Genomic DNA, 23,967 nt, shown 5'->3' with positions numbered 1-23,967 from the left:
TCCCACGCAAGGGTGAGGCTTGCGCCACACGGGCCCCGGCCCCGGCGTCACCCGCCGGCGACCGCCCGCGACGGCGGCTCCTTGCTGCCGGGCCGGGCGCGGACCTCGTCCGTGCAGGTGTAGCGGCGCGGGGCCCGGTCGTCGGGCCCGGCCAGGATCACGGAACCGTCGCCCTCGGTCGCGGCCGAGTCGGCGAAGGTGCAGACCACCTGGGCGCGCGCGTAGGACGTGAGGTCGCCGGGCGCGGTGCCGAGCCGGAGGGTGTCCTCCGGGTCGCCGGGGCGGGGCCCCTTCACGGTGATGCCCGCGTGCACGTCCGTGGTGTACCCGGCCTGCTTCTCCGTGGCCGACGGCTGCGCGGCGAGCTGGTCCAGCAGCCCCTGGGCGACCAGCACCCGCCGCGCGGAGTCCGCGGCGCCGTCCGGCACCCGTACCGCCCGGTCCACGCTCACCAGCGACGAGCCGCACAGCAGGAAGACCCGCACCGGCAGGCCGGGCGTGGCGTCCGACCCGTCCGGCTCGGCGAGCGAGCAGCGCACCCGCGAGGGCGCGGGGCCGTAGTCCGTGGGCACCTCCGTGGAGCGGATCCCGCACCCGGCGAGCAGCACGGCAAGCACGGGGAGCACGGCGAGTGCCGGCAGGCGGCGTACGGTCATCAGGCCTGTCCCTTCGCGTCCTTGCCCTGGTCCCGGCCCGCGTCCCCGCCGTCCTCGCCCGCCACCGCGTCACCGGTGTCCTCCTCCGCGTCCTGCGGCAGCCGCAGCGTGAACACCGCACCGCCCTCCGGGGAGTTCTCGGCGGTGATGTCACCGCCGTGGATGTGGGCGTTCTCCAGGGCGATGGACAGGCCGAGCCCGCTGCCCTCGGAGCGGGGCCGGGAGGCGCTCGCCTTGTAGAAGCGGTCGAAGACGTGCGGCAGGACGTCCTCGGGGATGCCGGGGCCGTGGTCCCGCACCCGGATGACGACCTCGTCGTCCGCCCGCGTCACCGACACCCTGACCGGCGACCCGCCGTGCTTGAGCGCGTTGCCGACGAGGTTGGCCAGGATGACGTCCAGGCGGCGCGGGTCGAGGCGGGCGTGGATGCCGCGCTCGGCGTCCAGATCGACCGCGTCCAGCCAGGCGCGGGCGTCGATGCAGGCGGTGATCTGGTCGGCGACGTCGACGTCGTCCAGGACCAGCCGGGCGGTGCCCGCGTCGAAGCGGGTGACCTCCATCAGGTTTTCCACGAGGTCGTTCAGCCGCCGCGTCTCGCTCACCACCAGCCGTACGGCCGGTTCGATCATCGGGTCGATGCCGCCGCCCTCGAACTCCAGCTCGTCCTCCAGCACCTCCGTGACCGCGGTGATGGCCGTCAGCGGCGTACGCAGCTCGTGGCTCATGTCCGCCACGAAGCGCCGCGAGGCCTGCTCCCGGTCGGCCATGTCCGCGACCCGCTTCTCCAGAGCCTCCGCCGCGCTGTTGAACGTCCGGGACAGATCGGCCAGTTCGTCGGTGCCGGACACGCGCAGCCGGGTGTCCAGCTTGCCCTCGCCGAGCCGTCGCGCCGCTACCCCGAGCCGGTGTACCGGCTTCAGCACGGTCGTCGCCAGGGCCTGGGCGAGCAGCGCGGAGCCGAGCAGCGCGAGGGCGGACGCGATGCCCAGCGACCAGGCCAGCGAGTTCAGGTCCTTGGCCTCGGGCTCCAGCGACTTGAACATGTAACCGGTCGGCCCGCCGCCGATCACCTTCGAACCGGCCACGAGATAGGGGGTGCCGTCGTCGACGACCCGCTGCCAGTACAGGTGGTACGGGTACTTGTTGGCCGAGGAGACCTTCTGCTCCTTGTTCACCGCGGTACGCAGCGACTCGGGCACGTCGGCCAGCGAGAAGCCGCCGAGTCCGCCGGAACTTCCGTACACGGCCTCGCCGTCGGCGTTCTCGGCGACGAGCAGCACGCCGAAGCGCTGGCTGCTGCTGGCCATCTGGCCCGCGGTGTGCTGCAACTCGTCCTGCGTGGGGCGCGCGGGCAGCGCACCCGCCCGGTTCTGCATCTCCTGCTCGAAGTCGCGCAGCACGGCGTCCTGGGTACGGGTGAGCACCGCCTCGCGGTTCAGCCAGTACGCGATGCCCGACGCCGTCACGGCGGCGGTGAGCGCGACCAGACCGAAGACGACGACCAGCCGAAGGCGCAGGCTGGTCAGGCGCAGCCGCGACCGGACTCCCTTGCGCGTCGCGGTCCAGCCGCGCGAACCCCCCTGGTGTTCCTGTGTCACTGAGGCGGATCCAGCCGGTAGCCGACGCCCCGCACGGTACGGATCAGGGTCGGCGACGACGGAACGTCCTCGACCTTGGCGCGCAGCCGCTGCACGCAGGCGTCCACGAGCCGCGAGTCGCCCAGGTAGTCGTGCTCCCACACCAGGCGCAGCAACTGCTGGCGCGACAGGGCCTGCCCCGGACGCCGGCTCAGTTCGAGGAGGAGCCGCAGCTCGGTCGGCGTGAGCTGGAGGTCCTCGCCGTTCTTGGTCACCGTCATCGCGGAGCGGTCGATGACCAGGCTGCCGAAGCTCGCCGAGTCGCTCGACTCCCGCTCGCCGCGGCGCAGCACGGCCCGGATACGGGCGTCCAGCACACGGCCCTGCACGGGTTTGACGACATAGTCGTCGGCGCCCGACTCCAGGCCGACGACCACGTCGATGTCGTCGTTGCGCGCGGTCAGCAGGATGATCGGCAGCTGGTCGGTGCGCCGGATGCGCCGGCACACCTCGAAACCGTCGATGCCGGGCAGCATCACGTCCAGCACGATCAGATCCGGCCGCTGCTCGCGCAGCAGCTTCAGACCGTCCTCACCACTGGCAGCGGTCGCCACGCGGTGACCCTGGCGCGTCAGAGAGAGCTCCAGGGCCGTCCGGATGGCGTCGTCGTCCTCGATCAGCAACAGGGAAGGCACGGGCTCATTCTGGCCCATGGAGGGGCCGGGGTTCGACCCGCGGGCCCGGATCAGCTCCCCACCTGCCGACGGGCCCTGTGAAGGATGTGTGGCGCAACCGTGGCCGACCCCTGTGACAGGTCTGTGACAGTCGGCGGACACGGCCATGAAGTCACCGCGGCAAGCTTTTCGGCACAGGCAACACAGCAAGCCGAAGACCGGAAGTCCACGACGGGGGGCGCGAGATGAACACGCTGAAGGGCACCAGCACCAGCGCAGTGGTCACGCGTCTGCACGACGTGCACACACACCGGTCCGCCGAGAAGTCCGGTGCCGTGAGCGGGCGGGGGTGCGCTCGCGGCACCGGGCGGCAGCACATCACCTACATGACGGTGGTGGACGCCGCCAAGGGGGGAACCAACGGGGGATCGACGTACGGGGAGGTTCCGGGGGAGCGGAGCTCGCTGTCGGAGGCGGAGTTCACCGCCTACGTCCAGGAGCGCCGCGCCTCCCTGTACGCCACCGCCTACCACCTGACCGGCGACCGCTTCGAGGCCGAGGACCTGCTGCAGAGCGCACTGTTCTCGACCTACCGGGCGTGGGACCGGATCAGTGACAAGGCGGCCGTCGGCGGATACCTCCGCCGCACCATGACCAACCTGCACATCAGCGCCTGGCGGCGCCGCAAGCTCAACGAGTACCCGACCGAGGAACTGCCGGAGACGCCCGGCGACACGGACGCCATGCGCGGCACCGAACTGCGCACGGTCCTGTGGCAGGCGCTGGCCCGGCTCCCCGAACTCCAGCGCACCATGCTGGTCCTCCGCTACTACGAGGGCCGCACGGACCCGGAGATCGCGGACATCCTCGACATCAGTGTCGGCACGGTGAAGTCCAGCATCTGGCGCTCGCTGCGCCGGCTGCGCGAGGACGAGGTCCTCAGCTTCGGCCGTGACCGGGAGGACGCCTTCGGCGAACTGGTCGCCTGAAGGTCCGGGGGGACCTGGGGGGGACCCTCGAAAAAAAGTTGGAGTCCGGGTGTATCACGGGGGGAATCCCGGGCTCTTACTCACGGGGAAGCACCACGGGGGAACAACGGGGGACGGGGGAACACGGGGGAACGGGGAACACGGGGGAGCACAAAGAAGCGGGACTGGAGGGCCGGGGGGTCCGTCCAGTCCCGTTCTCTTTGCGTACGCGCCCCGCGTACGTCCGTCACACCGCCGTACGCGTCGTTCGCGTCGTACGGGCCGTGGGGCGCCGGCCCGCCGCCGCGGCGGCCAGGCGGCCCATCGCCTCGTCCCGGTCGCAGGCGTGGGCGCCCAGGGCCGTCTGCCGGGAGATGATCGACCGTTCCTGACGCATCAGCCGCCAGCCGCGGCGCAGCAGGAACGGCACGGACTTGCGGCCCTCCCGCAGATCCCGCAGGAAGCGCCGGCGGAAGGTCGTCAGCGGCCCCCGGCTCAGACACAGCGCGTCGGCCAGCAGGCCCAGTTCGCGGCAGCGCGAGACGATCTCGGCGGCGAAGATGCCCTCCGCGAGGAACAGCGGGGTGCGTCCGATGTCGACCGCGTCCTCGCCGGTGCGCGCGCTGAGCGAGATGTCGTAGACGGGCACGTGCGTACGGCCCGCCCGGCACAGCTCCGTGATCGCGGCCACGGCCGCGTCCGCGTCCCACGAGCCGGGGTGGTCCCAGTCGATGTCGGAACTCCCGGCCACCAGCGGCAGCGTCGGGTCGGTGCCCTCCTTGTAGAAGTCGTCGAGCCGCAGCACCGGGAGACCGGAGCGGGCGGCGAGGAGGGACTTGCCGGAGCCGGAGGGGCCGCAGAGCAGCACGACTCGCGTCGGTATGGGCGGATGGGAGGTCACGGGACACCAGTGTGAGGCATCGGCCGGCCGTCGTACGAGCCCGCGGGCCCGCTTTGCAGCGTGCGTCACACACTCCGACCACGCCGAGCGGTGACCTCATCACCCTCCGCGGTGTTGTCACCGTAGTCCGAAGCACCCCGTGGCAACCCGCAGCAAGAGGTGGCAGCAGCGATGGCCCGACACGTCTCCCCCCGCACCCCGAACGCCCAGCGCGCCCTGGTCGCCCTCGCGACCGCCGGAGCGGCCCTGGCGGCAGGCGCGGCGACGGCCTCCGCGGACAGTGGCGAGCCGGCCGCCGGCCCGGCGCACACCCGGGTCACCTCGTCGGATCCCGTCGACCCGCAGGCGGGCGCGCGCGCCCTGACCGGCAGCGTCGGCCACGTCACCGGCCCGGTCGCCGGCCTCAGGCCCAACCCGCTGGCCGGCACCGGCGTCGACCCCCTCGACAACGGCGTCGGCACCCAGGTGGCTGACTTCCGGCCGGTGTCCTCGACGGCACTGACCCGCCCGGTGGCCCAGGCGAAGTCGTTCGGCGACGTACCGGTGGCGGGGCGGGCGACCGAAGCGGTGCGCTGACGCCCGCCACCCCCCGGCATGCGCAGAGCCGCGCCCTCCCCGGACGGGGGGAGGACGCGGCTCGCTCGTGGGGGCTTCGGTGCCGCGGGCGCCTCAGTACGCGGAGCCGGACGCGCCCAGCGAACCCGTGGGGTGCCAGACCGTCTTGGTCTCCAGGAACGCCGTCAGGCGGTCGGTGCCGGGCATCGCCGACCAGTCGTCCACAGGCTGTGGACGAAGGACGCGCTTGAGGTTGTCCGCCGCCGCGATCTCCAGCTCCTTCGCCAGCGCCTCGTCGGCGCCCGCGAGGTCGATCGCGTTGACGTCCTGGTGGGCGGCCAGCGGCGCGGCGATCTCCGCCGTACGGCCGGAGAGGAGGTTGACCACGCCGCCGGGAAGGTCGGAGGTGGCCAGGACCTCGCCGAGGGAGAGGGCCGGGAGCGGGGACTTCTCGCTCGCGATCACGACCGCCGTGTTGCCGGTGGCGATGACCGGGGCGACGACCGAGACCAGACCCAGGAAGGACGACTCCTGCGGGGCGAGGACGGCGACCACGCCCGTCGGCTCCGGGGAGGAGAGGTTGAAGAACGGGCCCGCGACCGGGTTGCCGCCGCCGACCACCTGGGCGATCTTGTCGGTCCAGCCCGCGTACCAGACCCAGCGGTCGATCGTCGCGTCAACGACCGCGGCCGCCTTCGACTTCGACAGGCCCTCGGCGTCGGCGACCTCCGCGAGGAACTGGTCGCGGCGGCCCTCCAGCATCTCGGCGATGCGGTAGAGGATCTGACCGCGGTTGTACGCCGTCGCCCCGGACCAGCCGCCGAACGCCTTGCGCGCGGCGACCACCGCGTCACGGGCGTCCTTGCGGGAGGAGAGCGGGGCGTTCGCCAGCCACTTGCCCTTTGCGTCGGTCACCTCGTACACCCGGCCGCTCTCGGAACGCGGGAACTTCCCGCCCACGTACAGCTTGTAGGTCTTGAAGACGCTCAGTCGCCCCGCGGCGGAGCCGCTGACGGATACGTGGTCAGACATCGAGGTACGCCTCCAGGCCGTGGCGGCCGCCCTCGCGGCCGAAGCCCGACTCCTTGTAACCGCCGAACGGCGAGGTCGGGTCGAACTTGTTGAACGTGTTGGACCAGATGACGCCCGCGCGGAGCTTGTTCGCGACCGCGAGGATGCGCGAGCCCTTCTCCGTCCAGATGCCCGCCGACAGGCCGTACGGGGTGTTGTTGGCCTTGGCCACGGCCTCGTCCGGGGTGCGGAAGGTGAGCACCGACAGCACCGGGCCGAAGATCTCGTCGCGGGCGACGGTGTGCGCCTGGGTGACGTTGGTGAACAGCGTCGGGGCGAACCAGTAGCCGGAGGAGGGCAGTTCGCAGGACGGCGACCAGCGCTCGGCGCCCTCCGCCTCGCCCTGGTCGGCCAGCGCGGTGATCCGGGCCAGCTGCTCGGCGGAGTTGATCGCGCCGATGTCGGTGTTCTTGTCCAGCGGGTCGCCCAGGCGCAGCGTGGACAGGCGGTGCTTGAGGGAGTCCAGCAGTTCGTCGTGGATCGACTCCTGGACGAGGAGGCGCGAGCCCGCGCAGCAGACCTGGCCCTGGTTGAAGAAGATGCCGTTGACGATGCCCTCGACGGCCTGGTCGACCGGGGCGTCGTCGAAGACGATGTTGGCGCCCTTGCCGCCCAGTTCGAGGGTGAGCTTCTTGCGGGTGCCCGCGACCGTGCGCGCGATCTCCTTGCCGACGGCCGTGGAGCCGGTGAAGGCGACCTTGTTCACGTCGGGGTGCGCGATCAGCGCGGCGCCGGCGCGGCCGTCGCCGGTGACGATGTTGACGACGCCCCTGGGCAGCCCGGCCTGACGGCAGATGTCCGCGAAGAACAGGGCGGAGAGCGGGGTCGTCTCGGCGGGCTTGAGGACCACCGTGTTGCCGGTCGCCAGCGCCGGGGCGATCTTCCACGCCAGCATCAGGAGCGGGAAGTTCCACGGGATGACCTGGCCGGCCACGCCCAGCGGCCGCGGGTTCGCACCGAAGCCGGCGTGACCGAGCTTGTCGGCCCAGCCCGCGTAGTAGAAGAAGTGCGCGGCGACCAGGGGGAGGTCCGCGTCGCGGGTCTCCCTGATCGGCTTGCCGTTGTCCAGGGTCTCCAGGACGGCCAGCTCACGGCTGCGCTCCTGGATGATCCGGGCGATGCGGAACAGGTACTTCGCGCGCTCGGAGCCGGGCAGCGCCGACCACTTCTCGAAGGCCTTGCGGGCGGCCTTCACCGCGCGGTCGACGTCCGCCTCACCGGCCTCGGCGACCTCGGAGAGGACCTCCTCGGTGGACGGCGAGACGGTCTTGAAGACCTTGCCGTCGGCCGCCTCGGTGAACTCGCCGTCGATGAACAGGCCGTACGACGGGGCGATGTCGACGACCGCGCGTGACTCGGGCGCCGGTGCGTATGCGAAAACAGGTGTCTGCTTGTCCATGGTCATGAGGTCTCAGTCCACCGTCACGTAGTCGGGGCCGGAGTAGCGGCCGGTGGCCAGCTTCTGGCGCTGCATCAGCAGGTCGTTCAGGAGCGAGGAGGCGCCGAAGCGGAACCAGTGGTTGTCCAGCCAGTCCTCGCCCGCCGTCTCGTTGACCAGGACCAGGAACTTGATCGCGTCCTTCGCGGTGCGGATGCCGCCGGCCGGCTTCACGCCGACCTGGACGCCCGTCTGCGCGCGGAAGTCGCGGACCGCCTCCAGCATCAGCAGGGTGTTGGACGGGGTCGCGTTGACGGCGACCTTGCCGGTGGACGTCTTGATGAAGTCGGCGCCCGCCAGCATGCCGAGCCAGCTCGCGCGGCGGATGTTGTCGTACGTCGACAGCTCGCCGGTCTCGAAGATGACCTTCAGACGGGCGGACGTCCCGCAGGTCTCCTTCACGGCGACGATCTCGTCGTACACCTTCAGGTAGTTCCCCGCGAGGAAGGCCCCGCGGTCGATGACCATGTCGACCTCGTCGGCGCCCGCCGCGACGGCCTCCCGCACGTCGGCCAGCTTGACGGCCAGCGAGGCGCGGCCCGCCGGGAACGCCGTGGCGACCGAGGCGACCTTGACGGCGGAGCCGGCGACGGCCTCCTTGGCCACGGGCACCATGTCGGGATAGACGCAGACGGCCGCCGTGGCGGGGCTCGTCCGGTCCGTCGGATCGGGGCGGACCGCCTTGGCGCCGAGCGCCCGGACCTTGCCCGGGGTGTCCGCGCCTTCCAGCGTCGTCAGGTCGACCATGGAGATGGCCAGGTCGAGCGCGTACGCCTTCGCGGTGGTCTTGATGGAACGGGTGCCGAGCGAGGCGGCGCGCGCCTCCAGGCCGACCGCGTCGACGCCGGGCAGCCCGTGGAGGAAGCGGCGCAGCGTGCTGTCGGACGCGGTGACGTCCGTGAGTCCGTGGGCGGACGCAGCGGATGCAACGGGTGCAGCGGATGCAGTGGTGGGCATGGTCACCAGACGAGCATATCTACGCGCGTAGCGGCTGTACAGTCCCCGGCGCTCCTCCCGCCCACCGGCACCGCGGCCGAAGGTCGCCCCGCCCGTCGGGCACAATCGGCAGCATGACGACCCCGGAGTCCCAGTCACCCGCGCCCCAGCCCTCGGAACCCGCGTCCAAGGACAGGGTCTACCGCTCGCTCGCGGGCATCGTCGGCGGCGTCCTGCTGCTGGCCCTCGTCGCCTGGCTCGGCATCGACGCGGTGGTCTCGGGCGAGGGGAGCACCCCGTGGATGGCGCTGGCCACGATGCTGTTCATCGTGCCGCTCGCCGCCGCCTACACCCTGCGGCCCGCCGTCTTCGCGAACGAGGAGCGGCTGCGCGTCCGCAACCCCCTCCGCGTCCTCGTGCTGCCCTGGGACCAGGTCGCCTCGCTGCGGGCCGGCTACTCCAACGAGGTCTTCGACAAGTCCGGCACCAAGTACCAGCTGTGGGCCATCCCCGTCTCGCTGCGGGCCCGCAAGAAGGCGGCGCAGCGGGAGGACCGGCGCCTCGCCGGGGACACCCGCGGACGCGGCGGCCTCGGGGGTCTGACCGGCGGCGGGCCCGGGGCCGTCGACGACGGGCCGGTGCGGGCGGAGGGCGACCGGGCCATGGACGAGTTGCGCGCCCTGCTGGAGGCGCATGAGCAGCGGGCCTCGGAGAGGACCGACGCCGCGCAGGGCGAGATCACCGTCCGCTGGGCCTACGAGATCGTCGCACCGGCGGTGGCCGGGGCCGTGCTGCTGGCGGTGCTGCTGGCCGTGGGGTGACGCGGCCCGGCGGCCGGCCGTCGCGTCGCGTCGTGCCCAGGGCCTAGGGCGCGGCCGGCCAGATCAGGAGCATGTACGCCCCGCAGTACGCCGAGCCCAGCACCGCCGCCGTCAGGGTCAGCGCGCGGTGGCGCGCGGATGCGCGGGACAGGTGCACGGCCAGCGGCAGGAGCAGGGGGAAGGCCGGCAGCAGGAAACGGGCCCTCGGGAAGTAGACCCCGCCGCTGCCCAGGACGATCACCAGCAGGGCGCCGGTGAAGACCAGCAGCGGCAGCGGCTGGCGGTCCCACGCCGACAGGCCGAACAGCACCACCGACGCGATCAGCGTGAGCGTCACCATCACCAGGAACAGCTGCGGCGTCGGATCGCGCCACAGCAGCCAGCGCACCTGGTGCAGCGTCCGCAGGCCGCCGTCGAACTCGTTGTGCCACAGCCGCTGCACGGCGAAGTAGCCGTCCCAACGGCCCAGCCTGAGACCCACCCAGCCGAGGTACGCGCACCAGCCGAGCGGTGCGAGGGCCGCTGCGGCCAGGACGCGGGGCCGGAGGGTGCGGTGGCGGGCCAGGTGCACCAGGGCCGTCACGGTGACCGCCGCCGCCACCGCGATGCCGGTCGGCCGGGTCAGGCCCGCCAGCGCGGCACAGCCTGCCGCCCACAGCCAGCGGCCGCTGAGCACCGCGTACAGGGACCAGGCCGCGCACGCCGTGAACAGGGACTCCGTGTACCCCATCCACTGCACCGCGCCGACCGGGAACGCGGCCCACAGCGTGGTGAGCAGTACGCCGACGCGCCGGCCGTACAGACGGTCGCCCACCGCGAAGATCCCCCAGGCGGCGACCAGCGAGGCGACGACCGCGAGGCCGAGGCCCGTGGAGGCGCGGGTGCCCGGGGTGAGGACGGCGACGGCCTTCACCAGGACCGGGTAGAGCGGGAAGAAGGCCAGGTCGTTGGCATTGAGTGCGGTGCCGAGCTCGCGGGTGTAACCGTGGTCGGCGATGCCGAGATACCAGTCGGAGTCCCACTGCGCGGCCAGGACCACCCAGAGGTCCTGGTGCCGGCGGTGGGCCCAGACGGCGAGCAGCAGCAGGCCCGTGCCGCGTACGGCGAGATAGGCGCCGAGGGCCGGGACGGCGTGGTGTGCGGCGCGGTGCGCGGCGCGCAGCAGCCGGCGGGCGCGGGTGCGGGCGCGGGTGCCGCGCTGCGGGGGTGGCGTGGCGGGGGTGCGGGTGTGGGGGCGCCGGGTGCCCGGGATGTGTCCGCTCTGGGTCGTTCGGGGGGCGGTCGAGGACACGGCGGCGGCTCCCTGGCGGTGCTCGGTGGTGCGGTTTCCGATCCACCGTTGCCCGGAGGGCAGCCAGGAGAGTGCAGGGCGGGTCAATGGGTGGGGGGAAATCACCCGATGGGGTGCCGCCGGGTGGGGGCACCCCATCGTCGGGGCCGGGGTGGGCCGGGGTGGGCCTGGGAGGGGCGTCCGTGGGGCCCGGGTGGGCCTTCCGTCAGATGCCCGCCGCTGCCGAGAGGTCTCGCTTCAGGGCCGCGAGGAGCTCCGTCGCCTTCGTGCGGGCCTCGGGGAGGTCGGCGTGCGTGGCGACCGGGACGACGACCTCCAGGTAGCACTTCAGCTTGGGCTCCGTGCCGCTCGGGCGGACGATCACCCGGGCGCCGTCGAGCGTGTAACGCAGGCCGTCCGTGGGCGGGAGCGTGTCCGTGCCCCGGGTGAGGTCCTCGGCCTTCGTGACCGGCAGACCGGCGAGCCGGGTCGGAGGCTGCTCGCGCAGGCGGTGCATCGCGGCGGCGATCAGGGAGAGGTCCTCGACGCGGACCGAGAGCTGGTCGGTCGCGTGCAGGCCGTGCTCGACGGCGAGATCGTCGAGGAGGTCGAGGAGGGTGCGGCCCGCGGCGGAGCCGCTGTCGGACGCAGTCGCCTTGAGGACGGAGGCGAGTTCCGTGATCAGCAGCGCCGCGGTGATGCCGTCCTTGTCGCGGACGCCCTCCGGGTCGACGCAGTAGCCGAGGGCCTCCTCGTAGCCGTAGCGGATGTTTTCCACGCGGGCGATCCACTTGAAGCCGGTGAGGGTCTCCTCGTACGGCAGGCCCGCCTTCTCGGCGATGCGGCCGAGGAGGGAGGAGGAGACGATCGACTCGGCGAACGTGCCGCGCGCTCCGCGGGTGACCAGGTGGGCGGCGAGGAGCGCGCCGACCTCGTCGCCGCGGAGCATGCGCCAGTCGGTGCCGTCGTGGACCGCGACGGCGCAGCGGTCGGCGTCCGGGTCGTTGGCGATGACCAGGTCGGGGGCGGTCTCGCGGGCCTTCGCGAAGGCCAGGTCCATCGCGCCGGGCTCTTCCGGGTTGGGGAAGGCGACGGTGGGGAAGTCCGGGTCGGGCTCGGCCTGCTCGGCGACGAGGACGGGCTCCGGGAAACCGGCGCGGGCGAAGGCGGCGAGGAGGGTGTCCTTGCCGACGCCGTGCATCGCCGTGTAGACGGTGCGGGCGGTGCGGGGGGAGTCGGGGGCGAGGACGGCGTCCGTGCGGGCGAGGTAGGCGTCCAGGACGTCGTCGCCCAGGGTCTGCCAGCCGGTGGTGGGGCGGGGGACGTCGTTCAGGGAGCGTACGGCGTCGATCTCCGCGGCGATGCCGGCGTCGGCGGGGGGCACGATCTGGGAGCCGTCGCCGAGGTAGACCTTGTAGCCGTTGTCGCGGGGCGGGTTGTGGCTGGCGGTGACCTCGACTCCGGCGACCGCGCCGAGGTGCCGGATGGCGAACGCCAGGACGGGGGTGGGGAGGGGGCGGGGGAGGACGGCGGCCTTCAGGCCGGCGCCGGTCATGACCGCGGCGGTGTCGCGGGCGAAGTCCGCGGACTTGTGGCGGGCGTCGTAGCCGATGACGACGAGGCCGGCGGTGTCGTCCCCGTGGGGGGTCCCCTGCTTCTTGAGGTACGCGGCGAGGCCGGCGGCGGCCCGGATGACGACGGAGCGGTTCATGCGCATCGGGCCGGCGCCCAGTTCGCCGCGCAGGCCCGCGGTGCCGAACTGGAGGGTGCCGGCGAAGCGTGCCGTGAGCTCGGCGTGGTCCTCGGTGTCGATGAGCTTGGCGAGCTCCGCGCGGGTGTCCGCGTCGGGGTCCTCGGCCAGCCATGCCTTGGCCCGTGCGAGGAGGTCGTCGTGCACGTCGGTCAGCCTCTCGTGTGGTCGGTGGGTCGGTCGTATGTCATGCCTGCGGTGGTGGTGCGGGGTGCCTCCGGCGGTGGTGCCGGGTGCCTGCGGCGGCCTGTGCGGGTGCCTCCGGTGGTGGGGCGTCGTTGCCTGCGGCGGCCTGTGCGGGTTCGGTGGGGGTGCGGGTAGCGCGGTGCGTGGTGCTGTGGGTCGGGGCCGCGCCGGGGGGTGTCCGTCCTCGGAACGGCGCGGAATCGGTCCCTCACAAACAGGCGGGGCGTTGACGAGCCAACCGCTGCGGGCGGACACCCCCCGACACGTCCCCTGCTCGCCGTACGCGGCTGACCGCCGTCCTCCCGCTGGGCCGCGGGCCTCCGCGCTACGCCGCCGCAGCTGCGGGTCGCCGTCCCGCGCGCGTAGCTGCGGGCAGTCGTGCCTCCCCCAGTGCCTGAACGGCCTGGGAGGTACCCCCAGGGGCGGCACGGGTGGGCGCAGCGGCACCCGGCAAGCGCCGGGCCCCGCGACCCACCCCTGGCCCGCACCCACGCCGGGTGACCGGGTGGCGCCGGGCCACGCGACCCACCCCGCGCCCCGGGTGCGCGGGAAACGCCGGGCCACGTGGCCCCGCGGCTCCGGCTACAGCCGGCCCAGCACCTGCGTCAGCAGCGCACCCATCCGGGTCGCGGAGTCGCGGCCCGCCTGGAGGACCTCCTCGTGGTTGAGGGGCTCGCCCGTCATGCCCGCCGCCAGGTTGGTCACCAGCGAGATGCCCAGCACCTCCGCGCCGGCCTCGCGGGCGGCGATCGCCTCGAGGACCGTCGACATGCCCACCAGGTCGGCGCCGATGACGCGGGCCATGCGGATCTCCGCCGGCGTCTCGTAGTGCGGGCCGGGGAACTGGGCGTAGACGCCCTCCTCCAGCGTGGGGTCGACCTCCTTGCACAGCGCGCGCAGGCGCGGGGAGTACAGGTCGGTGAGGTCGACGAAGTTCGCGCCGACGATGGGGGAGGTGGCGGTGAGGTTGATGTGGTCGCTGATCAGGACCGGCTGGCCGGGGCGCATGCCCTCGCGCAGGCCGCCGCAGCCGTTGGTCAGGATGATCGTCTTGGCGCCGGCGGCGACGGCCGTGCGGACGCCGTGGGAGACGGCGGCGACGCCGTGGCCCTCGTAGTAGTGGGTGCGGCCCAGGAAGACCAGCGCGCGCTTGTCGCCGATGGAGTACGAGCGGATCCTGCCGCCGTGACCCTCGACTGCGGGCTTGGGGAAGCCCGGCAGGTCGGTGACCTGGAGATCGGCCTCGGGGTCGCCCAGGGCGTCCACGGCCGGTGCCCAGCCGGAGCCCATCACGAGGGCTACGTCGTGGGTCTCGGCGCCGGTGAGTTCGCGCAGGCGGGCCGCGGCGGCGTCGGCGGCGGCGTAGGGATCGCCCTGGATGTCGTCCGGAAGAAGAGATGCGTTCACGCCGATGAGGGTAGCCGGTTTACGCCTACGCGCGTAGATGACGGAGCTCACGGGATTGCGATTGTTGTTTTGTCGTTTCTGACGAGGGCGCCGCTCAGCAGGGGCGCTTGCGGAGTTCCATGACGTAGTCGTGGGGTGCGCCCGCCGATTCCGCCGCGTCGGCCACCTCGCCCAGGTAGCGGGCCGAGGGCAGGCCGCCCTCGTAGGCGTTCAGGACGTACGTCCAGGCGCCCTCCTCGCCGTCCAGGGTGTGGACGCGGACGCGCATCCGGCGGTATATGTCCATGCCCACGCCCTCCCAGCGGTCGAGTGAGTCCTCGTCCATCGGGGCGACGTCGTAGAGGGCCACGAAGACCTGGGAGACCGGGTCCTCCACCAGTGTCGCGAGCGCGCCCTCCCAGCCCATGTGCTCGCCCCCGAACGTCAGCCGCCACCCGTTCAGCCAGCCGGTGGCGCGCAGCGGCGAGTGCGGGGCGCGGCGGGTCATCAACCGCGCGTCGAGGTTGCCGGCGTATGCGGCGTAGAGCGACATGGGGAGAGCGTACGGCAGGCGTCCCGGGCGTCGCTCTTGTCACAGACGTGCCCCCGGGCGGCTCCGCATCGAGCGGTGCGGGACAATGGAGTACGTGACTCGGATCGTGATCATCGGTGGCGGACCCGGCGGATATGAAGCGGCCCTGGTGGCCGCGCAGCTCGGCGCGGAGGTGACCGTCGTCGACTGCGACGGCCTGGGCGGGGCGTCGGTGCTGACCGACTGCGTGCCGTCCAAGACTCTGATCGCCACGGCCGAGGTGATGACCACCTTCGATTCCTCGTACGAGGAGCTGGGGATCATCGTCGCCGACGACACCCCGCCGATGGAGCAGGCCGCCCGGGTGGTGGGGGTCGACCTGGGGAAGGTCAACCGGCGTGTGAAGCGGCTCGCGCTGGCGCAGTCCCACGACATCACCGCCTCGGTGACCCGCGCCGGTGCGCGGGTGATGCGCGGGCGCGGACGGCTGGAGGGCATGCAGGCCCTCGACGGGTCACGGAAGGTCGTGGTCCGTGCCGCCGACGGGACCGAGGAGACGCTGACCGCGGACGCGGTGCTGATCGCGACCGGCGGGCACCCGCGTGAGCTGCCCGACGCGCGGCCCGACGGTGAGCGCATCCTCAACTGGACCCAGGTCTACGACCTGGACGAACTGCCGGAGGAGCTCATCGTGGTCGGCTCCGGTGTGACCGGTGCCGAGTTCGCCGGCGCCTACCAGGCGCTCGGGTCCAAGGTGACGCTCGTGTCCTCGCGGGACCGGGTGCTGCCCGGCGAGGACCCGGACGCGGCCGCCGTCCTGGAGGACGTGTTCCGGCGGCGCGGCATGAACGTCATGGCGCGGTCGCGGGCCCAGTCCGCCAAGCGGGTGGGTGACCGGGTCGAGGTGACGCTGGCCGACGGGCGTGTCATCACCGGGTCGCACTGCCTGATGGCCGTCGGCGCCATCCCCAACACCGAGGGCATGGGCCTGGAGGAGGCCGGGGTCAAGCTCAAGGACTCCGGGCACATCCGCACCGACCGGGTGTCGAGGACCTCGGCCCCCGGCGTGTACGCCGCCGGTGACGTCACCGGTGTCTTCGCGCTGGCTTCGGTGGCGGCGATGCAGGGGCGGATCGCCATGTACCACTTCCTCGGCGACGCGGTCACGCCGCTGAACCTCAAGACCGTCTCCGCCAACGTCTTCACCGACCCCGAGATCGCCACGGTCGGGTACTCGCAGTCCGACGTCGACTCCGGCAAGATCGACGCCCGGGTGGTGAAGCTGCCGCTGCTGCGCAACCCGCGCGCCAAGATGCAGGGCATCCGGGACGGCTTCGTCAAGATCTTCTGCCGGCCCGGCACCGAGATCGTGGTGGGCGGTGTGGTCGTGGCGCCGCGCGCCTCGGAGCTCATCCACCCCATCTCGATCGCGGTCGACAACAACCTGACGGTCGAACAGATCGCGAACGCCTTCACCGTGTACCCCTCCCTGTCGGGGTCGATCGCCGAGGTGGCGCGGCAGCTGCACACCCGGAAGGCCAACGGGGAGGGCTAGCGGCGGCCGGATTCGACTCCCCCTCGGTCACGGGGAGTTGCGGGGTGTGCGGGCGGCATAGTCGTGCGTATACCACTTCCGTCCCTGGTGTGCGAACAACTTCTGTTATTCGGCGCATACTGCTGAAAGCAGACGGTCGTTGGGGTTACTGTCAGTTTCGTGTTCGCTGCAGAACGTCGCCAATTGATCCTCGAAATGGTGCGAGCGAACGGGGCCGTGTCGCTCCGTGAGCTCGCCCGCGTCGTCCAGACCTCCGAAGTGACCGTACGGCGGGACGTGCGCGCACTGGAGGCAGAAGGACTCCTCGACCGCCGGCACGGCGGTGCGGTACTGCCGGGCGGGTTCACGCGAGAATCCGGCTTTCCGCAGAAGTCCCATCTCGCGACCGCCGAGAAAACGGCCATCGCCGACCTCGCCGCGGGTTTCGTCGAAGAGGGTGAGGCCATCGTGGTGGGGGCGGGGACCACGACCCAGGAGCTGGCGCGCCGGCTCGCGCGGGTGCCCGGGCTGACCGTCGTCACCAACTCGCTGCTGGTGGCCCAGGCCCTCGCCCACGCCAACCGCGTCGAGGTCGTGATGACCGGCGGCACCCTGCGGGGGTCCAACTACGCCCTGGTCGGCAGCGGTGCCGAGCAGTCCCTCCAGGGGCTGCGGGTGTCCAAGGCCTTCCTGTCCGGGAGCGGTCTGACGGCGGAGCGGGGCCTGTCCACGTCCAACATGCTGTCGGCGTCCGTCGACCGTGCGCTGGTGCAGGCCGCCGCCGAGGTCGTCGTCCTCGCCGACCACTCCAAGCTGGGCACGGACACCATGTTCCAGACCGTGCCGACGGATCTCATCACCCGCCTGGTGACCGACGAGCCGCCCGGTCACGACGACCGTGCGGCCACCGAGCTCCAGGCCCTGGCCGACCAGGGCGTGCACATCGCCGTGGCCGGGGCGTCGGGGGGTGCGAGCGGCGCGGGAAACCCCCAGGCCGCCGGGGCTGACACCGCCCCGGCACGTCAGCAGCGCCGGGACGTCCCGCTGCCCGGGCCGCGCCGTCAGGTCCCCGGCGCGGGGTCGGCACTGCGGACGGCCACCGCACTCGGTGAGCCGGGGGCCGGGACCGAACGGGCCCGGGTCGCGGACCTGCGCCGGCGCTGAGGGGCCGCACGGTCCGTCGCCCCCCTGAACGCCCGGGGCGCCCGGCGGACCGTGTGAGGTGGTCCGCCGGGCGCCCCGGGCGTGCTGCTGTCGTGCGGGCGTCAGTCCTTGATCTCGCAGATCGCGGCACCCGAGGTGATGGACGCGCCGACCTCGGCGCCCAGGCCCTTGATGGTGCCGGACTTGTGGGCGTTGAGGGGCTGCTCCATCTTCATGGCCTCCAGGACGACGATCAGGTCGCCTTCCTGGACCTCCTGGCCCTCCTCCACCGCGATCTTCACGATGGTGCCCTGCATGGGGGAGGCGAGGGTGTCGCCGGAGGCCGCGGGGCCGGACTTCTTCGCCGCGCGGCGCTTCGGCTTGGCGCCGGCCGCCAGGCCGGTGCGGGCCAGGGACATGCCCAGCGACGACGGGAGGGAGACCTCCAGGCGCTTGCCGCCGACCTCGACGACGACCGTCTCACGGCCCGCGTCCTCGTCCGCCTCGGTGTCCGCGGGGGCCGCGAACGGCTTGATCTCGTTGACGAACTCCGTCTCGATCCACCGGGTGTGGACCGTGAACGGGTCGGTCGAGCCGGTCAGCTCCGGGGCGAAGGCGCGGTCACGCACCACCGCGCGGTGGAACGGGATCGCCGTGGCCATGCCCTCCACCTGGAACTCCTCCAGCGCGCGGGCGGCGCGCTGCAGGGCCTCCTTGCGGGTGCGGCCGGTGACGATCAGCTTGGCGAGCAGCGAGTCCCAGGCCGGGCCGATGACGCTGCCGGACTCCACGCCCGCGTCCAGGCGGACGCCGGGGCCGCTGGGCGGGGCGAACGTGGTGACCGTGCCGGGGGCCGGCAGGAAGCCCCGGCCCGGGTCCTCGCCGTTGATGCGGAACTCGAAGGAGTGGCCGCGCAGCTCCGGGTCGCCGTAGCCGAGCTCCTCGCCGTCGGCGATGCGGAACATCTCGCGGACCAGGTCGATGCCGGCGACCTCCTCGGTGACCGGGTGCTCGACCTGCAGGCGGGTGTTGACCTCCAGGAAGGAGATCGTGCCGTCCATGCCGACGAGGAACTCGACGGTGCCGGCGCCGACGTAGCCGGCCTCCTTCAGGATCGCCTTGGAGGACGAGTACAGCTCCTCCATCTGGGCGTCCGACAGGAAGGGGGCCGGGGCCTCCTCCACCAGCTTCTGGTGGCGGCGCTGCAGCGAGCAGTCACGGGTGGAGACGACGACCACGTTGCCGTGCTGGTCGGCCAGGCACTGGGTCTCCACGTGGCGGGGCTTGTCGAGGTAGCGCTCGACGAAGCACTCGCCGCGGCCGAACGCGGCCACCGCCTCGCGCACGGCCGAGTCGTACAGCTCGGGCACCTCTTCGAGGGTGCGGGCGACCTTCAGACCGCGTCCGCCACCGCCGAAGGCGGCCTTGATCGCGATGGGCAGGCCGTGCTCCTTCGCGAAGGCCACGACCTCCTCCGCGCCCGAGACGGGGTCCGGGGTGCCGGCGACCAGCGGGGCACCGGCACGCTGGGCGATGTGCCGGGCGGCGACCTTGTCACCCAGGTCGCGGATGGCCTGCGGCGGCGGACCGATCCAGATCAGACCGGCGTCCAGGACCGCCTGCGCGAACTCGGCGTTCTCCGAGAGGAAGCCGTAGCCGGGATGGATGGCGTCCGCGCCCGACTCGCTCGCGGCCTTCAGTACCTTGGCGATGTCCAGGTAGCTGGTGGCTGGGGTGTCACCACCCAGGGCGAACGCCTCATCAGCGGCGCGGACATGCAGAGCGTCCCGGTCCGGGTCCGCGTAGACGGCCACGCTCGCGATCCCGGCGTCCCGGCAGGCCCGGGCCACGCGGACAGCGATTTCGCCACGGTTGGCGATGAGCACCTTGCGCACGATTGAGGCTCCCTCCTTGAAACAAGCCGAGTTTAGGGACTGCCGACACGGCACTTCGACCCGTCCCCAATGGTGAGCTTGCCCACACGGAGCGTGATTCGAGGCTCGCTCGACCGCGAAATCCCTTGCAGTACCGCGATACGCAGGACTCCTCGGGCAAACCCTAGCCCCCTCATGTGGCCAAGGTCTCTGTGAGAGCGTGCTGCGGGCCACTCCGTTTCTTTGTGGAGTCCCTACGAATGGCCCAATGATTCTTTGCTCGCGGCAGACCCCTTGTCCCGAGGTTTACCCGTTAGTAGCGTTCAGGTCGTCTCGAACGTACTTGGGGTAACAGCTGTCCTGTGCGGCAGCGGTCGAAAGTGGGTGGGGACCGGTGACGGTGCGCAGGCCGGTGGCGTGGATCGTGGCGGTCGTCCTCTTCGTGGAGGCACTCGGCGTCGCCGCGCTGAACTGGTTCCTGGGGATCGTCGTCGACCGGCAGGACATGTCCCTGGCCGGTCTCGACCCGGACACCATGTCCGTGTCCTCGAAGATCGGCGGCGTTGTCTTCGGTCTCTACTTCGCGCTCTGCGGGCTGGTCGCCCTGCTCGTGGCGCTGCGCAACCGCCCGCCCGCCGGTGTGGGCCGCATCCTGCTGATCAGCGCGGCCGTGGTGCACGGGCTGCTCGGCGCCTTCACCTGGGGCCTGGTGGGCTGGAGCGCCTTCCTGTTCATGCTCCTGGTGCTCGGCCTCATCGTGCTGCTGCTGATGACCTACGACGGCCGGGAGGAGCCGGCCGCCGGGCCGGCCGAGGACGGCAAGGGCGACGGCGGCTCCCCGGTCAGCCCTCCGCCGGCGCCCACAGCTCCGTGATGCCGACCCCGAGCTGGGCCAGCAGACGCCGGACGAGGGGCAGGCTGATGCCGATCACGTTGCCGTGATCGCCCTCGATGCCGTCGATGAACGGCGCCGAGCGGCCGTCCAGGGTGAAGGCCCCGGCGACGTACAGCGGCTCGCCCGAGGCGACGTAGGCGGCGATCTCCTCGTCGGCCGGCTCGCCGAAGTGGACGACGGTGGAGGCGGTGGCCGAGACGTGGCGGCCGGTGGCGGTGTCCCAGACGCAGTGGCCGGTCTGCAGCGTGCCCGCCCGCCCGCGCATCGCCTTCCAGCGGGCGGTGGCCTCCTCGGCGTCCGCGGGCTTGCCGAGGGCCTGCCCGTCCAGGTCCAGCACCGAGTCGCAGCCGATCACCAGGGCACCGTGCACCTCGGGCTTCGCGGCCACCACGGAGGCCTTGGCCTCGGCGAGGGCGAGGGCCAGCTCGGCGGGGGTGGGGGCGGTCACGGCGTCCTCGTCGACGCCGCTCACGAGCACCTCCGGGTCGAGCCCGGCCTGGCGCAGCAGCCCGAGCCGGGCGGGGGACTGGGAGGCTAGGACGAGTCGGCGGCGCGGCTGCTGGTCTGTCATGCGGCCAGCGTAGCGGCGGAGGCCCGGCGGGCTACTTGAGACCGGTCACGATCATCGCGAGCACCATGGCCAGCGCCAGGAACACGCCCAGCCGGCGCAGCATGACCTGCATGTCGCGCAGTTCCTCGGGCGGCTCGTTCTCAGGGTCGGACCACAGCATTCCACCAGCGTGCGGCTGAGCGGGGGAGCGGCGCCTGAGTATGCGTACTCAAGAAGGGGCGCGGGGTTCCACTTAGGTGCGTCCGCGCGGCGGAGCCGCGGATGGACACAGCCCCGCGCCCCTGAGGTCGTCTCCGTCAGCTGGGCCAGTACGTGCGGCCCCAGGACGCCGGACCCGGCTGAGGCAGCCGGTGTGCCGCGATGCGGGACGGGTCGGACCATGCGTCCCTGGTGGCCGGCGCGCCGGACGGCTCGGCCTCCGCCGTCGCGGCGCGGGCTCGGACCACCGCCAGGGCGGCGGCGAGCTCCTCGGGGGTCGGGTTGCCCCGTACGACCTTGATCGTCACAGCGGCTCCTTACAGGGGGATGTTGCCGTGCTTCTTCGGGGGCAGGGATTCCCGCTTGGTGCGCAGCTGACGCAGGCCGCGGACGATGTGGCGGCGGGTGTCGGACGGCATGATCACCGCGTCGACGTAGCCGCGCTCGGCCGCCGTGTAGGGGTTGAGGAGGGTGTCCTCGTACTCCTGGATCAGGCGGGCCCGCACCGCCTCGACGTCCTCACCGCTCGCCTCCGCCTCGGCGAGGGTGCGGCGGTGCAGGATGTTGACGGCGCCCTGGGCGCCCATGACGGCGATCTGGGCGGTGGGCCAGGCCAGGTTGAGGTCGGCACCCAGGTGCTTGGAGCCCATGACGTCGTAGGCGCCGCCGAAGGCCTTGCGGGTGATGACCGTGATCAGCGGGACCGTGGCCTCGGCGTAGGCGAAGATCAGTTTGGCGCCGCGGCGGATGATGCCGTCGTGCTCCTGGTCCACGCCGGGCAGGAAGCCGGGGACGTCGACGAAAGTGAGGACGGGCACGTTGAAGGCGTCGCAGGTGCGCACGAAGCGGGCGGCCTTCTCGGAGGCGGTGATGTCCAGGCAGCCGGCGAACTGCATCGGCTGGTTGGCGACGATGCCGACGGGGCGGCCCTCGACGCGGCCGAAGCCGGTGAGGATGTTCGGCGCGAACAGCGGCTGGGTCTCGAAGAACTCGGCGTCGTCGAGGACGTGCTCGATGACCGTGTGCATGTCGTAGGGCTGGTTCGCCGAGTCCGGGACGATCACGTCCAGCTCGCGGTCCTCGTCGCCGACCTCGAGGTCCGCCTCCTCGGGGAAGGCGGGGGGCTCGGAGAGGTTGTTGGACGGCAGGTACGACAGCAGCTGCTTGACGTACTCGATGGCGTCCTTCTCGTCGCCGGCCATGTGGTGGGCCACGCCCGAGGTGGAGTTGTGGGTGCGGGCGCCGCCCAGCTCCTCGAAGCCGACGTCCTCGCCGGTGACCGTCTTGATGACGTCCGGGCCGGTGATGAACATGTGCGAGGTCTGGTCGACCATGACGGTGAAGTCGGTGATGGCGGGGGAGTAGACCGCGCCGCCCGCGCAGGGACCGACGACCAGGCTGATCTGCGGGATCACCCCGGAGGCGTGGGTGTTGCGGCGGAAGATCTCGCCGTAGGCGCCGAGGGAGGCCACGCCTTCCTGGATGCGGGCGCCGCCGGAGTCGTTGATGCCGATGACCGGGCAGCCGGTCTTCAGCGCGAAGTCCATGACCTTGACGATCTTCTGGCCGTAGACCTCGCCGAGGGCTCCGCCGAAGACGGTGAAGTCCTGGGAGAACACCGCGACCGGGCGGCCGTCGACGGTGCCGTAGCCGGTGACGACACCGTCGCCGTAGGGGCGGTTCTTGTCCAGGCCGAAGTTGGTGGACCGGTGCTGGGCGAACTCGTCCAGCTCGACGAAGGAACCCTCGTCGAGGAGGAGGTCGATGCGTTCACGCGCCGTCAGTTTGCCCTTGGCGTGCTGCTTTTCGACGGCGCGTTCCGAACCGGCGTGCGTAGCCTCCTGGATACGGCGCTGGAGATCCGCGAGCTTGCCCGCGGTCGTGTGGATGTCAGGCTGCTGCTCTTCCGGCTCGGACATCGGGATGCGGCTCCCTGCCTGCTCAAAAGGGGGGACGGTTACTCATCCGTAGAGTAGTAGGGGGTCCTCCGATCGGCAGTGCGGTGTTTCCCACACCTAGTGTGGGTTGCATGACACCCCGAGATGGCTCCGACCCCTCCCACAGCCGCTGGTCCGACCTGGACCGGCCGCCCCTCAACATCACGGCGCTGCGCCGGGGACTGGTGCGCGAGGGAGGGCTGTGGCGGCAGGTGGACGTGGTGCAGAGCACCGGCTCCACCAACTCCGACCTGGTGGCGCTCGCCGCGGAGGGGAAGGCGGACGAGGGCGCCGTGCTCGTCGCCGAGGAGCAGACGGCCGCGCGGGGGCGTCTCGACCGGCAGTGGACGGCACCGGCCCGTTCCGGTCTCTTCTTCTCCGTGCTGCTGCGGCCCACGGAGGTGCCGGTGGCCCGCTGGGGCTGGCTGCCGCTGCTCACCGGCGTCGCGGTCGCGACCGGGCTGGCCCGGGCGGCGGGGGTGGACACGGCCCTGAAGTGGCCCAACGACCTGCTCGTCACGGTGGGCGGCGAGGAGCGCAAGGCCGGGGGGATCCTGGCGGAACGGGCCGGTGACGGTGTGGTCATCGGTGTCGGTGTCAACGTCACGCTGCGGGCGGAGGAGCTGCCGGTCCCGCGTGCGGGGTCGCTGGCGCTGGCCGGGGCGGTGAGCACGGACCGGGATCCGTTGCTGCGGGGGGTGCTGCGGGCGCTGGAGGACTGGTACGGGCGGTGGCGGTCGGCCGAAGGGGACCCGGCGGTGAGCGGGCTGCAGGAGGCGTACGCGGCGGGGTGCGCGACGCTCGGGCGGGTGGTGCGGGCGGAGCTGCCGGGGGATCGGTCGCTGGTGGGGGAGGCGGTGGCCGTGGACGGGGACGGGCGGTTGGTGCTGGCCACGGAGGCGGGGGTGCAGGAGCCGGTGGGGGCGGGGGACATCGTGCACCTGCGCTTGGCGTGAGGGTGCGTGCGGCCTCCGGCGGTGGCGCGGGGTGCCTGCGGCGGCCTGTGCGGGTGCCTCCGGCGGTGGGGCGGGGGCCTGCGGGTGCCTCCGGCGGTGGGGCGGGGGGCCTGCGGGTGCCTCCGGTGGTGGGGCGTC

The 23,967-nt window shown here is 72.4% G+C and carries 23 protein-coding genes; 7 read left to right on the top strand and 16 right to left on the bottom strand.

The window, feature by feature from the left end; all coding sequences use genetic code 11:
* Nucleotides 1–47: 47 nt before the first annotated feature.
* The 3 genes from IEZ05_RS06225 to afsQ1 are packed head-to-tail and all read right to left on the bottom strand — an operon-like array spanning nucleotide 48 to nucleotide 2,928.
* Nucleotides 48–656, bottom strand: coding sequence for a hypothetical protein (locus IEZ05_RS06225; protein WP_189228985.1), 609 nt, complete (start codon nucleotides 654–656; stop codon nucleotides 48–50).
* Nucleotides 656–2,254: a sensor histidine kinase gene (locus IEZ05_RS06220; protein WP_189228984.1), complete on the bottom strand. Its 1,599-nt coding sequence runs from the start codon at nucleotides 2,252–2,254 to the stop codon at nucleotides 656–658. The genes IEZ05_RS06225 and IEZ05_RS06220 overlap by 1 nt, the downstream gene beginning before the upstream one ends.
* Nucleotides 2,251–2,928, bottom strand: coding sequence for a two-component system response regulator AfsQ1 (gene afsQ1, locus IEZ05_RS06215; RefSeq protein WP_029394402.1), 678 nt, complete (start codon nucleotides 2,926–2,928; stop codon nucleotides 2,251–2,253). Before afsQ1 ends, IEZ05_RS06220 begins: the two co-directional genes overlap by 4 nt.
* A 224-nt stretch (nucleotides 2,929–3,152) precedes the next feature.
* On the opposite strand from afsQ1, the gene IEZ05_RS06210 reads away from it, so the two are divergent.
* Nucleotides 3,153–3,896: a SigE family RNA polymerase sigma factor gene (locus IEZ05_RS06210; protein ID WP_189228983.1), complete on the top strand. Its 744-nt coding sequence runs from the start codon at nucleotides 3,153–3,155 to the stop codon at nucleotides 3,894–3,896.
* Between the two features lie 226 nt (nucleotides 3,897–4,122).
* Here the strand turns inward: IEZ05_RS06210 and IEZ05_RS06205 are convergent, their stop codons facing one another.
* Nucleotides 4,123–4,845: a uridine kinase gene (locus tag IEZ05_RS06205; protein ID WP_189228982.1), complete on the bottom strand. Its 723-nt coding sequence runs from the start codon at nucleotides 4,843–4,845 to the stop codon at nucleotides 4,123–4,125.
* A 102-nt stretch (nucleotides 4,846–4,947) separates the two neighbouring features.
* Here IEZ05_RS06205 and IEZ05_RS06200 point away from each other — a divergent pair, with 102 nt between their 5' ends.
* A complete protein-coding gene (locus tag IEZ05_RS06200) occupies nucleotides 4,948–5,352 on the top strand; it encodes a hypothetical protein (protein ID WP_189228981.1) in 405 nt (134 codons plus the stop codon).
* A gap of 93 nt (nucleotides 5,353–5,445) precedes the next feature.
* Here IEZ05_RS06200 and IEZ05_RS06195 read toward each other — a convergent pair whose 3' ends face one another.
* Genes IEZ05_RS06195 through deoC form a run of 3 tightly spaced genes read right to left on the bottom strand, consistent with a single transcriptional unit; the run spans nucleotide 5,446 to nucleotide 8,797 of the window.
* Nucleotides 5,446–6,363, bottom strand: coding sequence for an aldehyde dehydrogenase family protein (locus IEZ05_RS06195; RefSeq protein ID WP_189228980.1), 918 nt, complete (start codon nucleotides 6,361–6,363; stop codon nucleotides 5,446–5,448).
* Complete coding sequence (locus tag IEZ05_RS06190; RefSeq protein ID WP_189229221.1) at nucleotides 6,356–7,801, bottom strand: aldehyde dehydrogenase family protein; 1,446 nt, start codon at nucleotides 7,799–7,801, stop codon at nucleotides 6,356–6,358. Before IEZ05_RS06190 ends, IEZ05_RS06195 begins: the two co-directional genes overlap by 8 nt.
* Before the next feature lie 12 nt (nucleotides 7,802–7,813).
* Nucleotides 7,814–8,797, bottom strand: coding sequence for a deoxyribose-phosphate aldolase (gene deoC, locus IEZ05_RS06185; protein WP_189228979.1), 984 nt, complete (start codon nucleotides 8,795–8,797; stop codon nucleotides 7,814–7,816).
* A 113-nt stretch (nucleotides 8,798–8,910) separates the two neighbouring features.
* Between deoC and IEZ05_RS06180 the strand changes: the two genes are divergently transcribed.
* On the top strand, nucleotides 8,911–9,597 hold the full coding sequence (locus IEZ05_RS06180) for a PH domain-containing protein (RefSeq protein ID WP_189228978.1): 687 nt from the start codon (nucleotides 8,911–8,913) through the stop codon (nucleotides 9,595–9,597).
* A 43-nt stretch (nucleotides 9,598–9,640) separates the two neighbouring features.
* Here IEZ05_RS06180 and IEZ05_RS06175 read toward each other — a convergent pair whose 3' ends face one another.
* From IEZ05_RS06175 to IEZ05_RS06160, 4 genes are all read right to left on the bottom strand, one after another.
* Nucleotides 9,641–10,888 carry a glycosyltransferase family 39 protein gene (locus IEZ05_RS06175; protein WP_189228977.1) on the bottom strand — a complete coding sequence of 416 codons (1,248 nt, stop codon included), beginning with the start codon at nucleotides 10,886–10,888 and terminating at the stop codon, nucleotides 9,641–9,643.
* A 205-nt stretch (nucleotides 10,889–11,093) separates the two neighbouring features.
* Complete coding sequence (locus IEZ05_RS06170; RefSeq protein WP_189228976.1) at nucleotides 11,094–12,764, bottom strand: phospho-sugar mutase; 1,671 nt, start codon at nucleotides 12,762–12,764, stop codon at nucleotides 11,094–11,096.
* 621 nt (nucleotides 12,765–13,385) lie between these two features.
* The gene (locus tag IEZ05_RS06165; protein WP_077797007.1) at nucleotides 13,386–14,210 is read right to left on the bottom strand and encodes a purine-nucleoside phosphorylase; all 825 of its coding nucleotides are present in this window, start codon (nucleotides 14,208–14,210) and stop codon (nucleotides 13,386–13,388) included.
* Nucleotides 14,211–14,304: 94 nt separating this feature from the next.
* Nucleotides 14,305–14,742 carry a gamma-glutamylcyclotransferase gene (locus tag IEZ05_RS06160; protein WP_189228975.1) on the bottom strand — a complete coding sequence of 146 codons (438 nt, stop codon included), beginning with the start codon at nucleotides 14,740–14,742 and terminating at the stop codon, nucleotides 14,305–14,307.
* Between the two features lie 85 nt (nucleotides 14,743–14,827).
* Between IEZ05_RS06160 and IEZ05_RS06155 the strand changes: the two genes are divergently transcribed.
* Entirely contained in the window at nucleotides 14,828–16,276 is a 1,449-nt protein-coding gene (locus IEZ05_RS06155; protein WP_189228974.1) for an NAD(P)H-quinone dehydrogenase, read from the top strand.
* A 159-nt stretch (nucleotides 16,277–16,435) separates the two neighbouring features.
* Nucleotides 16,436–17,419 (top strand): DeoR/GlpR family DNA-binding transcription regulator, encoded by a 984-nt coding sequence (locus IEZ05_RS06150; RefSeq protein WP_189228973.1) that lies wholly within the window; start codon nucleotides 16,436–16,438, stop codon nucleotides 17,417–17,419.
* A gap of 101 nt (nucleotides 17,420–17,520) precedes the next feature.
* Here the strand turns inward: IEZ05_RS06150 and IEZ05_RS06145 are convergent, their stop codons facing one another.
* Nucleotides 17,521–19,293 (bottom strand): acetyl/propionyl/methylcrotonyl-CoA carboxylase subunit alpha, encoded by a 1,773-nt coding sequence (locus tag IEZ05_RS06145; RefSeq protein WP_189228972.1) that lies wholly within the window; start codon nucleotides 19,291–19,293, stop codon nucleotides 17,521–17,523.
* Nucleotides 19,294–19,666: 373 nt separating this feature from the next.
* On the opposite strand from IEZ05_RS06145, the gene IEZ05_RS06140 reads away from it, so the two are divergent.
* Entirely contained in the window at nucleotides 19,667–20,146 is a 480-nt protein-coding gene (locus IEZ05_RS06140; protein ID WP_189228971.1) for a hypothetical protein, read from the top strand.
* Here IEZ05_RS06140 and IEZ05_RS06135 read toward each other — a convergent pair.
* The 4 genes from IEZ05_RS06135 to IEZ05_RS06125 form a co-directional block, all read right to left on the bottom strand.
* Nucleotides 20,115–20,738, bottom strand: a complete 624-nt coding sequence (locus IEZ05_RS06135; protein ID WP_189228970.1) for a Maf family protein — start codon at nucleotides 20,736–20,738, stop codon at nucleotides 20,115–20,117. The two genes, IEZ05_RS06140 and IEZ05_RS06135, sit on opposite strands and share 32 nt — an antisense overlap.
* A gap of 31 nt (nucleotides 20,739–20,769) precedes the next feature.
* Nucleotides 20,770–20,898, bottom strand: a complete 129-nt coding sequence (mmpB, locus tag IEZ05_RS36740) for a morphogenic membrane protein MmpB (protein ID WP_268255154.1) — start codon at nucleotides 20,896–20,898, stop codon at nucleotides 20,770–20,772.
* Nucleotides 20,899–21,034: 136 nt separating this feature from the next.
* On the bottom strand, nucleotides 21,035–21,244 hold the full coding sequence (locus tag IEZ05_RS06130; RefSeq protein WP_189228969.1) for an acyl-CoA carboxylase epsilon subunit: 210 nt from the start codon (nucleotides 21,242–21,244) through the stop codon (nucleotides 21,035–21,037).
* Nucleotides 21,245–21,253: 9 nt separating this feature from the next.
* Nucleotides 21,254–22,855, bottom strand: a complete 1,602-nt coding sequence (locus IEZ05_RS06125; protein WP_189228968.1) for an acyl-CoA carboxylase subunit beta — start codon at nucleotides 22,853–22,855, stop codon at nucleotides 21,254–21,256.
* A gap of 110 nt (nucleotides 22,856–22,965) precedes the next feature.
* Here IEZ05_RS06125 and IEZ05_RS06120 point away from each other — a divergent pair, with 110 nt between their 5' ends.
* The gene (locus tag IEZ05_RS06120; protein ID WP_189228967.1) at nucleotides 22,966–23,829 is read left to right on the top strand and encodes a biotin--[acetyl-CoA-carboxylase] ligase; all 864 of its coding nucleotides are present in this window, start codon (nucleotides 22,966–22,968) and stop codon (nucleotides 23,827–23,829) included.
* Nucleotides 23,830–23,967: the final 138 nt, after the last annotated feature.

It is taken from the genome of Streptomyces flaveolus (assembly GCF_014648815.1).
GTDB lineage: Bacteria > Actinomycetota > Actinomycetes > Streptomycetales > Streptomycetaceae > Streptomyces > Streptomyces flaveolus.
This window is presented reverse-complemented; position numbering and strand designations above follow the sequence as displayed.